The sequence below is a fragment of the Methylobacterium sp. genome (genome assembly GCF_028290105.1).
In the GTDB taxonomy this organism is placed as follows: domain Bacteria; phylum Pseudomonadota; class Alphaproteobacteria; order Rhizobiales; family Beijerinckiaceae; genus Methylobacterium.
In genome coordinates this window covers 1-9,295 of sequence record NZ_JAQGKL010000205.1, presented here as the reverse complement: position 1 = coordinate 9,295, position 9,295 = coordinate 1, and the positions used below count along the sequence as shown (strand labels likewise).

Here is a 9,295-nt window from a genome sequence, read left to right as displayed (position 1 = left end):
CGCGAAGTTCGCCTCCTCCACCGTGGCCCCGGCAAAGCGCGCGGAGCGGCCGAGCACGCCGGAAAGCGTCGCGCCCGCGAGGTTAGCGCCCGAGAGATCCGCATCCTCCAGGTGCGCGTCGGTGAGGTCAGCCCCGGCGAGCGCGAGGCCCGACTGCTTGGCATCCCACCAGGCAGGGGGCTCGGCTCCCTCGCCGAGCCGCGCGCTCAGGGCGTCCCGCCCGAGCGACAGACCCCTGAGGTCCCGGGCCTCGTCGCCCGCCACGAAGGGAGCGCCCGCCAAGGCCTCAATATGCGCCAGCAAGGCGTCCGCGCGCGCGTCGGCCGGGTCCGCCTCAGGCGTCATGTCGGTTCTCCAGCGGACACGCCCGGGCACCATTCACCCGCACCTTCGACGTCCCGCGATCGCGGATTGCGGCCCCGATCGTGCCGATGGCCGCCGGGCTGCCGATCGCCGCCCGCGACACCACGGGACTCGACGCGCGTCGCGGCCCTCGGCGCAGCCCTAGCCTACCCGGTGGCTTGCATCTACCCGTTCACCCGGCCGGTCTCGCCGTGGGCCATCCGGCGACGCACCCCCTCAGTGCTGGGCGACGCCGGCCGCCATGTTGATCGCGAGCGCCAGCACGCTGGTGTTGAAGAAGTAGGCGTAGACCGTCTGCACGGTGACGACCCGGCGCATCGCCTTGCTGGTGATGTCGGTGTCCGAGGTCTGCGAGGTCGCCCCGATCGTCACCGAGAAGTAGAAGAAGTCCCAGAAATCCGGGTTCTCGTCGCCGTTGAAGTCGAGCCCGCCGCGCGAGGCGTCGGCTTCCGTACCGTAATAGAGGTGCGCGTAATGCACCGTGAACACCACCTGCACAAAGAGCCAGGCGCAGATCATGGTGGCGGCCGCGAGCGCGAGGTGGCTCACGCGGTAGGCCTCGCTGCCGTTGCCGCCGAGCACCAGCATCGCCACGGCACCGAAGCTCGCCGCCGCCGCCAGGATCGCGAACAGCGAGACCGCGAGCGCGCTGTCGTCGAGGCGGGTGGCCTCGGCCCGCAGGGATTCCTGCGATTGGCGCGCCGCCTTCGCCACGATGAGCCCGCAATAGACCAGCACCCCGAGGCACCAGCCGATGAGCAGCCGCACCGACAGGTCGCCGAAGGGCAGGACCAGGGCGAGGACGAGGGCGAGGCCGACGGAGGCGAGGAGCCGGGGCCGCAGCCAGAACGCCTGGACGGGAAGAGTCTGGAGGGGATTACGCATGACGGCGTCTCGCGCGAGGGAGCTTGGCCGTCGTGTCCTGCCCCCGCGAGAGACTTATCCGCAAGTCTCGTCGCAGCGTGGTCCACCGGTCCGCAGCCGCCGGGCGATCCAGGGCCGCAGCGGCAGGAACAGGCGGTAGGCGATTTCCCCCAGCGCCAGCACGCCCGGGAGCCTCGTGAGGCGGGCGAGGAGGCGCCAGCGCGGCAGCACGGCCCAGAGGGCGGCGAACCCGGCCGCGCCCGAGACCAGGGCGCCGTCCGGCCGGCGGACATGGAAGCGGGCCCTTGCGGCAGCGCGCGTCAGCCCGGCTCCCAACTCCGCCGGACCTTCCGCACCGACATCCACCCAGGCGACCCGCCCGGCCCCCAAGGAGCGTCGGTACAGGCGGATCTCGGCGGCGCAGAGGGGACAGGCGCCGTCGTAATAGACGGTGAGCGCGGGGTTCGCATTCGCATGAGCGGCCATCCGCCGGAGATAGGGCGTCGGCCCCAACGGGACACGGCCGCGAATCGCTTCGCGGCCGTGTCCAATCCACTCAGGTGCGGGCCCGTGTCAGCGGCGGGCGAGCGCCTTGAGGGCACCGCGGCCGGCGTAGAGAGCCTGCGAGCCGAGGCCCTCCTCGATGCGGATGAGCTGGTTGTACTTGGCCAGTCTGTCCGAGCGCGCGAGCGAGCCGGTCTTGATCTGTCCGCAATTCGTCGCGACCGCCAGATCCGCGATGGTCGAATCCTCGGTCTCGCCGGAGCGGTGCGACATCACCGCCGTATAGCCCGCGCGCTGGGCCATATCGACGGCGGCCAGCGTCTCGGTGAGCGAGCCGATCTGGTTGACCTTGACCAGGATGGAGTTGGCGGTCTGCTCGGCAATGCCGCGCGACAGGCGCGTCACGTTGGTGACGAACAGGTCGTCGCCCACGAGCTGGCAGCGGTCGCCGACGCGGTCGGTGAGGAGCTTCCACCCTCCCCAATCGTCCTCCGACATGCCGTCCTCGATGGACAGGATCGGATAGGCGTCGACGAGGCCCGCGAGGTAGGCGACCTGTGCCTCGATATCGCGGGTCTGGCCCTCGCCCTCGTAATGGTAGGCGCCGTCCTTGAAGAACTCCGTGGCGGCGCAGTCGAGGGCCAGCACCATGTCGGTGCCGGGCTTGAAGCCCGCCTTGGCGATCGATTCCATCACGAAGTCGAGGGCGGCCTCGGCCGAGGGCAAGTTTGGGGCAAATCCCCCCTCGTCGCCCACGTTAGTGTTGTGGCCGGCCTTCTTGAGGGCGCCCTTCAGGGTGTGAAAGACCTCGGCGCCCATGCGCACGGCCTCGGCGAGCGACGAGGCGCCCACCGGCATGATCATGAATTCCTGGAAGTCGATCGGGTTGTCGGCATGCGCGCCGCCGTTGATGATGTTCATCATCGGCACGGGCAGCACCCGGCCCTGCGTGCCGCCGATGTAGCGGTAGAGCGGCAGGCCGGCGGTCTCGGCCGCCGCCTTGGCGACCGCCAGTGAGACGCCGAGAATGGCGTTGGCACCGAGCCGGCTCTTGTTCGGGGTGCCGTCGAGCTCGATCATCGCCTCGTCGATGGCGATCTGGTCCTCGGCATCCATGCCGCCGATGGCATCGAGGATGTCGGACTGCACGGCGTTGACCGCCTTGCGCACGCCCTTGCCGCCGTAGCGGCCCTTGTCGCCGTCGCGAAGCTCCATCGCTTCGTGGGCGCCGGTGGAGGCACCCGACGGAACGGCCGCGCGTCCGAAGGAGCCGTCCTCGAGCAGCACATCAACCTCGATGGTCGGGTTGCCTCGGCTGTCGAGGATCTCACGGGCGGCGATGTTGGTGATCGCGGTCATGCAGGCGCCTTCCGGACGTTACGGCTTGTCGAGGCCCCGCGCGGGAGGCCGGGCTCGTCCCGGGATGGCCGCAAACGGCCGGATTCGGGATGGGACGATCCCGCCGAGGCTTATCCGCCAACGCTTCGCGTCCGGCAAGCGCCCTGCGCAGCCTGCCGTCGCCGGAGGCTCGGAATATCGCCTGTCCCGCGAGGGACAGGACGGTCTGATCCGACTGGACTAGCGGTCGCCCGCGCCCGACAGGAGCAGTTCGATCTGCGCCATGCCGTTCTCCCGCGCCTTGGCCTCGGTCGGGTGATTGCGGTCGGAGCGCTGGATCAGCTTCCCCTTCCGGCGGATCGCCCATTGGTAAGGACTGCCCGGGGCCTTGGGCGGCTGGATCTCCAGGGTGTAGGGATAGGTAGCTGTGTTTTCGTCGCTCATGGTCCCCATATGGCACGCGGACCTCGCGCCTGCCACTCACCGTCGCCATTCCGGCGCCGATTTGATGGTTTTTCGCAACACACCCGTCGCCGGCGCCGGCATTTTCAGCGTCGACACCGAAAGATTCCGTTCATGACGCAACAGCATCAGGGCCCCGAGGGCCTGCAACTCGGGCAGATGAGCCCCCTGCCCGCCAGCCCCGAGGAGGCCCGGCTCGACCGGGTGCCGAATCCCCATCCGGGCACCGATTACCTCGCCCGCTTCACGGTTCCGGAATTCACCTCGCTCTGCCCGGTGACAGGGCAGCCCGATTTCGCGATCCTGGTGATCGACTATGTGCCCGATCAGTGGCTCGTCGAATCCAAGTCGCTGAAGCTCTACCTCACGGCCTTCCGCAACCACGGTGCCTTCCACGAGGATTGCACCGTGGGCATCGGCCTGAGGCTGACCGAATTGCTGGCGCCTCGCTACCTGCGCATCGGCGGCTTCTGGTACCCGCGCGGAGGTATTCCCATCGATGTCTTCTGGCAGACCGGGGAGCCACTGAAATCCGTCTGGCTGCCCGATCCCGGCGTCCCGCCATACCGGGCGCGCTGACGAACCCAGGGCCAAGACGGAAAAGGGCGGCCGGCATGCGCCGACCGCCCTTCGTCTTCCCAGTCAAACCGGAATAGATCAGTAGCCGTAACCGTAGGCCGGCGCACCGTAGCCATAGGCGGGACGAGCGTAGCCATCGCGATAATAGGCGTCGCGGGCCGCACCGGCGGCGATCGCACCGGCGGCCAGACCAGCGATGCCCAGACCGACGGCGGCGCCGGTCCCGATCCCGCGGCGACGACCGCCATAGGCGTATCCACCGCGACCGTAGCCACGGCCACCATAGGCATGACCGTGACCGTAGCCGCCATGGCCGTAACCGTAACCTCGCGGGCCAGCCTCGGCCGAAGTCGCCGCGGCGAGGCCGCCCAGCGAAAGGGTCAGGGCGGAGATGAGGGCAAGCTTGCGCATGGAATCCTGCAGCGTTCGAGAACGTATTGATCACTCCAACGTCAAGCTGGCTCGATCGTTCCCTGACGACTCCATATCCTCCGGAATCGAGGCGGTATCACCAGTCTTGGTGAATGACCGGCCAGCATTCCAAGCCTCATAGCTCGCCCGATAATTGGGCGAGCCGGCCCCGTCTTCGGAGCGGACCGTCGCTATGCGCTCGCCGGCCGCGCCTTGGCCAGGCGATCGAAGGCCTGGAGCTCGGAGAGCAGGGCCGGCATGTCCTTCAAGTGGACCATGTTGGGCCCGTCGGACGGCGCGCGATCCGGGTCGGGATGGGTCTCGATGAACAGGCCGGCGACCCCCACCGCCACGGCGGCGCGGGCGAGCACGGCCACGAATTCACGCTGCCCGCCGGAGGTGGCGCCCTGCCCGCCCGGCTGCTGCACCGAGTGGGTGGCATCGAACACCACGGGCGCGCCGTGCGTCACCCGCGCCATGATCGGCAGGCTGCGCATGTCCGACACCAGGGTGTTGTAGCCGAACGAGGCGCCGCGCTCGGTCACCAGCACGTTGGGATTGCCCGCGCCCGTCACCTTGGCGGCCACGTGCGCCATGTCCCAGGGGGCGAGGAACTGGCCCTTCTTCACGTTCACCACCCGGCCGGTGGCGGCGGCGGCGAGCAGGAGATCCGTCTGCCGGCAGAGGAAGGCCGGGATCTGAAGCACGTCGATCACCTCGGCCGCCGGGGCGCATTGCGCCGCCTCATGCACGTCCGTCAGCACGGGCAGGCCGAATCGGTCCTTGATCTCGGCGAAGATCGGCAGGGCGCCTTCGAGCCCGAGGCCGCGCGCGGTGGAACCGGAGGTCCGGTTCGCCTTGTCGAAGGAGCCCTTGAACACGAGGCCGATCCCGAGCCGATCGGTCATCCCCTTCAGGGCGTCGGCGATCTCGATGGCATGGTCGCGGCTCTCGAGCTGGCACGGGCCGGCGATGAGCGCGAAGGGCAGATGATTGGCGAAAGCGACCGGACCGGCGGAGACGACGGGGGGGGCGGAGGAGATCTCGGACATGGGGCCGGTCTAGCCCGCCCGGGCGTCCGCGAAAAGGCCGGCCCGGCGGCGGAGAACGAGCTTCGGATCGGGGATCAGGATGCAGCGAGTGCGCGGCGTCGCGAAGGGGTCCGCATCGGGCGCGGTCTCGCAGCGCAGCGCCGCCCGCCCGGCCACGCCCTGGCGCGGGCTGCCGGTGAGCAGGGCCTCCTGGTGCAGGGCCAGGGCAAGCGCCTCCACCGCCTCGGCCTTCGCTCCGGTGAGGGCCTGCGCCGCCTGTCCGATCAAGGCGTAGAACGGGTAGGCCGGCTCCCGCGCCAGGGCGGAAAAGACCATCCGGGGCGGCTTCCCGCAGGTCAGGCTCATGCGCTCGGCATCGGCCGCGCGGAAGACCGCAAGGGTCCCGGTGCGCCCGGCCAGCGATGCGCCGGTGGCGCGAATCATCCGCGCCGTCAGGGCATCACAGGCATCCGCGGCCCGGGCGGGCGAAAGCGGACCCAGGAGCAGGGGCAGGAGGAGGATCGAGAGGTGAACGGGACGGATCATGGGTCCGGTCTAGCGCGGACCGGCGACGAGTCCCAGGCTCATCGCCTCCGGCCGATCGACCCCGTGGTCTCCCCCGGGCAAGCCTCGTGGGCATGGGATCGCAGCACCCGGGGCAAATGGACCGAGTGGGCGCCGGCCTCGTCCTCGAGGGTTCCGGTCAGGGTGTCGGGGGCGGCGATGCCTTGGAACCGGAGCGGACCCGCCTCCGTCTGCACCGCGAAGGTGATCGCCTTGGTGGCGTCGTCGACGGTCATGGAGGCGGCCGCCAGGGGCTCGGACTTGTCCGCGCCCTCGTAGGAGAGTGCATCGCCGTTGGGCGAACGGCGCAGGATGATGCGCTGACCGACGCGCGTCCCGCTCTCCGGCAGGGTGCAGAGATCGGCATACACGAAGGTCCCGGAGGCCCAGTTCGACTTGATCCAGGCCGCTTTGGCCTCGGCGGGGCTCATCGCGCCGAGGATTGCGAGGGCGGCCACGAAAATCGCGCCGGCCCGCCGCCATGTCGCCAGGGTCACCATCCCGTCGCCTCCCAAATTCGCGGCGCATCATCCGGCGCGCGCGTTTCCGGATTGCGACAGTCCTGTCAGGCCGCCGTGCGCGCGCGCCCCTGATGCTCGGCCTCCAGGGAAGCAAGAAGGATGCACAGGGCGATGCCCTCGGCCGCCTTCGTCACGTCGTCGAGGCTCGGAAAGGTCGGCGCGAGGCGCAGAACGCTGTCGCGCGGATCGCGGCCGTAGGGGGAGGTCGCCCCCGCCGGGGTCAGGGCGATGCCGGCTTCCTTGGCGAGGCGCACCACCTCGGTGGCCGTGCCCTCGCTGGCCTCGACGGTGATGAAGTAGCCGCCCTCCGGCCGGGTCCAGTGCGCCGCGCCGGTGCCGGCGAGATGCCGGTCGAGGGCCTCCTGAACGGCCGCGAATTTCGGCGCGATGAGTTCGCGATGCGCATCCATGTGGGCCTGGAGGCCGGCGGCGTCGCGCAGGAAGCGCACGTGGCGCAACTGGTTGAGCTTGTCGGGGCCGATGGTCTGCTTGGAGGACCGGGCCAGGAACCAGCGCGTGTTCTCGGGCGAGCCCGCGAAGGTCGCGAGGCCCGCGCCGGCCAGCGTGATCTTCGAGGTCGAGGCGAACAGGAATGGCCGGTTCGGGTGGCCCGCCTCGGCGCAGGCGCCGAGGATGTCACGCACCGGATGCCGGTCGGTCGTCAGGTGGTGCACCGAGTAGGCGTTGTCCCAGAACAGGCGGAAATCGGGGGCGCCGGTCTTCATGGCGGCCAGGCGCCGGACGGTCTCGTCGGAGAAGATCTCGCCCGACGGGTTGGCGTATTTCGGCACGCACCACATGCCCTTCACGGCGGGATCCGCGACCAGTTCTTCGACCACGTCCATGTCGGGGCCTTGCCCCGTCATCGGCACCGGGATCATGCGGATGCCGAATTCCTCGCAGAGCGCGAAGTGGCGGTCGTAGCCCGGCACCGGGCAGAGGAAGACCGGCGCCTCCTCCTTCGACCAGGGCCGCTCGGAGCCCGGCACGCCCTTCAGAAGGGCCCACACGATGGTGTCGTGCATCAGGGCGAGGCTGGAGGTGCCGCCGACCACGATCTGGTCGGCCGGCGCGTCGATGAGATGGGAGAACAGGGCGCGCAGCTCGGGCAGGCCCTGCTGGCCGCCGTAGTTGCGGGCATCCTCGCCCGCGGCGGTGGTGTAGTCGCCATTGCCCGGCAGCGCGAGCATTCCGGAGGAGAGGTCGAGCTGCTCGGGCGCCGGCTTGCCGCGCGTCATATCGAGCTTGAGGCCGCGGGCCTTGAAGGCCTCGTAGGCGCTCCTGGCCTGTGCGCGCAGATCCGCGAGTTCGGCCGTGCTGCGGTCGGCGATCGTCGTCATGGTGTGTCGGGTCCGGTTGAGGCCGCGCGGGCGGCGAAGCGGGGCGCACCATGACGTCTCGTGCGCCTCGCGTCACCCCGCCTGCGCGCGTATCTCCCCGGATCAGGGTTGCGTGATCCGACGAGCCGCGCCCTTGGGCACGGCCCGCCTGGGGATCGAGAGGGTGTGCCCCGGATCAGCCGGCCTTGTTCAGGGCCACAGCGACGAAGCGGGTGATGCCCTTGGCGTTCTTGACCCGCATCAGCACCGCCTTGCGGCCACTCGATTCGGCTGAGCGGACCCGCTCGGCGACCTCGGAGGGCTGCGAGACGCTGGAACCCGCGACATCGAGGATGATGTCGCCCTGCTCGATGCCCTTGGCCGCCGCCGGACCGTCCGGATCGACCTCCATCACCGCGACGCCCTCGGAGCCGGCACCGACCTCGGAGGCCGGAGCGAGACTGAGACCCAGGCGCGGCTGGCCGTTCGTGGACGAACCACGCTCGGTGCTCGCCACCTTGGTGTCGTTCGGCAGGGCGCCGAGTTCCACCGTGGCGGTGTCGGACTTGCCGCCGCGCAGGTAGGTGAGCTCGACCTTGGCGCCCGGCTTGATGCCGGCGATCTTGCGGGAGAGTTCCTTGGCGTCGTTGATCGGGGTGCCGTTGACCGATTCGATGACGTCGCCGGACTTCAGGCCGGCTTTCGCGGCGGGCGTGCCCGCTTCGGCGTGATCGACGAGGGCGCCCTTGGCCTTATCGAGGCCGAGGCCGTCGGCGATGTCCTTGGTCACGGGCTGGACCTGCACGCCGAGGTAGCCGCGCGCCACCTTGCCGTCGGCCCGGAGCTGGTCGACCACCGCCTGTACGGTCTCGGCGGGAATCGCGAAGGCCAAGCCCACGCTGCCGCCCGAGGGCGAGGCGATGGCGGTGTTCACGCCCACGACCTCGCCGCCGACATTGAAGGTCGGACCACCGGAATTGCCCTTGTTGATGGGAGCGTCGATCTGCAGGAAGTCGTCGTAGGGGCCGGCGCCGATGTCGCGGCCGCGAGCCGAGACGATGCCGGCGGTGACGGTGCCGCCGAGGCCGAACGGGTTGCCGATGGCCACCACCCAGTCACCGACGCGGGGGGCCGACTTGCTGAGCGAGACGTACGGGAAGGTGCCGCCCTCGGTGATCTTGAGGAGCGCCAGATCGGTCTTGGGGTCCTTGCCGATGACCTTGGCGTCGAGGGTGCGGTTGTCGTCGAGCGTCACCTGAACCGACTTGGCCTTGTCGACCACGTGATTGTTGGTGACGACGTAGCCGTCCGCCGAGATGATGAAGCCCGAGCCCATGGC

At 69.8% G+C, this 9,295-nt stretch carries 12 protein-coding genes; 1 reads left to right on the top strand and 11 read right to left on the bottom strand.

Features of this window, described 5'->3' with window-relative positions; all coding sequences use genetic code 11:
- From JWQ05_RS14895 to JWQ05_RS14875, 5 genes are all read right to left on the bottom strand, one after another.
- On the bottom strand, window positions 1-345 hold a 345-nt coding region (locus JWQ05_RS14895), incomplete at its 3' end, for a pentapeptide repeat-containing protein (protein WP_299659757.1).
- 234 nt (window positions 346-579) lie between these two features.
- Window positions 580-1,248, bottom strand: coding sequence for a DUF1345 domain-containing protein (locus tag JWQ05_RS14890; protein WP_299659756.1), 669 nt, complete (start codon window positions 1,246-1,248; stop codon window positions 580-582).
- Between the two features lie 54 nt (window positions 1,249-1,302).
- Entirely contained in the window at window positions 1,303-1,713 is a 411-nt protein-coding gene (locus JWQ05_RS14885) for a thiol-disulfide oxidoreductase DCC family protein (protein WP_299659754.1), read from the bottom strand.
- A gap of 87 nt (window positions 1,714-1,800) precedes the next feature.
- Window positions 1,801-3,090: a phosphopyruvate hydratase gene (eno, locus tag JWQ05_RS14880; RefSeq protein ID WP_299659751.1), complete on the bottom strand. Its 1,290-nt coding sequence runs from the start codon at window positions 3,088-3,090 to the stop codon at window positions 1,801-1,803.
- Window positions 3,091-3,309: 219 nt separating this feature from the next.
- The gene (locus tag JWQ05_RS14875) at window positions 3,310-3,513 is read right to left on the bottom strand and encodes a hypothetical protein (protein ID WP_056183260.1); all 204 of its coding nucleotides are present in this window, start codon (window positions 3,511-3,513) and stop codon (window positions 3,310-3,312) included.
- Window positions 3,514-3,645: 132 nt separating this feature from the next.
- Between JWQ05_RS14875 and queF the strand changes: the two genes are divergently transcribed.
- Window positions 3,646-4,110, top strand: a complete 465-nt coding sequence (queF, locus tag JWQ05_RS14870; RefSeq protein ID WP_299659742.1) for a preQ(1) synthase — start codon at window positions 3,646-3,648, stop codon at window positions 4,108-4,110.
- A 78-nt stretch (window positions 4,111-4,188) separates the two neighbouring features.
- Here queF and JWQ05_RS14865 read toward each other — a convergent pair whose 3' ends face one another.
- From JWQ05_RS14865 to JWQ05_RS14840, 6 genes are all read right to left on the bottom strand, one after another.
- Complete coding sequence (locus JWQ05_RS14865) at window positions 4,189-4,521, bottom strand: hypothetical protein (protein ID WP_299659740.1); 333 nt, start codon at window positions 4,519-4,521, stop codon at window positions 4,189-4,191.
- Window positions 4,522-4,712: 191 nt separating this feature from the next.
- Complete coding sequence (kdsA, locus tag JWQ05_RS14860) at window positions 4,713-5,573, bottom strand: 3-deoxy-8-phosphooctulonate synthase (RefSeq protein ID WP_299659737.1); 861 nt, start codon at window positions 5,571-5,573, stop codon at window positions 4,713-4,715.
- A gap of 9 nt (window positions 5,574-5,582) precedes the next feature.
- Window positions 5,583-6,098, bottom strand: coding sequence for a hypothetical protein (locus tag JWQ05_RS14855; RefSeq protein WP_299659735.1), 516 nt, complete (start codon window positions 6,096-6,098; stop codon window positions 5,583-5,585).
- A gap of 38 nt (window positions 6,099-6,136) precedes the next feature.
- Complete coding sequence (locus JWQ05_RS14850) at window positions 6,137-6,574, bottom strand: hypothetical protein (RefSeq protein WP_299659733.1); 438 nt, start codon at window positions 6,572-6,574, stop codon at window positions 6,137-6,139.
- A 107-nt stretch (window positions 6,575-6,681) separates the two neighbouring features.
- Window positions 6,682-7,977: an aminotransferase class I/II-fold pyridoxal phosphate-dependent enzyme gene (locus JWQ05_RS14845; protein WP_299659731.1), complete on the bottom strand. Its 1,296-nt coding sequence runs from the start codon at window positions 7,975-7,977 to the stop codon at window positions 6,682-6,684.
- 175 nt (window positions 7,978-8,152) lie between these two features.
- Window positions 8,153-9,295, bottom strand: a 1,143-nt coding sequence (locus JWQ05_RS14840) for a Do family serine endopeptidase (RefSeq protein ID WP_299659728.1), incomplete at its 5' end; no start/stop codon positions are given.

What these genes read in the sequence shown, in the direction of transcription:
- JWQ05_RS14890 (WP_299659756.1), bottom strand. Translation starts at nt 1,248, where the DNA reads ATGCGTAATCCCCTCCAGACTCTTCCCGTCCAGGCGTTCTGGCTGCGG.
- JWQ05_RS14885 (WP_299659754.1), bottom strand. Translation starts at nt 1,713, where the DNA reads ATGGCCGCTCATGCGAATGCGAACCCCGCGCTCACCGTCTATTACGAC.
- eno (WP_299659751.1), bottom strand. Translation starts at nt 3,090, where the DNA reads ATGACCGCGATCACCAACATCGCCGCCCGTGAGATCCTCGACAGCCGA.
- JWQ05_RS14875 (WP_056183260.1), bottom strand. Translation starts at nt 3,513, where the DNA reads ATGAGCGACGAAAACACAGCTACCTATCCCTACACCCTGGAGATCCAG.
- queF (WP_299659742.1), top strand. Translation starts at nt 3,646, where the DNA reads ATGACGCAACAGCATCAGGGCCCCGAGGGCCTGCAACTCGGGCAGATG.
- JWQ05_RS14865 (WP_299659740.1), bottom strand. Translation starts at nt 4,521, where the DNA reads ATGCGCAAGCTTGCCCTCATCTCCGCCCTGACCCTTTCGCTGGGCGGC.
- kdsA (WP_299659737.1), bottom strand. Translation starts at nt 5,573, where the DNA reads ATGTCCGAGATCTCCTCCGCCCCCCCCGTCGTCTCCGCCGGTCCGGTC.
- JWQ05_RS14855 (WP_299659735.1), bottom strand. Translation starts at nt 6,098, where the DNA reads ATGATCCGTCCCGTTCACCTCTCGATCCTCCTCCTGCCCCTGCTCCTG.
- JWQ05_RS14845 (WP_299659731.1), bottom strand. Translation starts at nt 7,977, where the DNA reads ATGACGACGATCGCCGACCGCAGCACGGCCGAACTCGCGGATCTGCGC.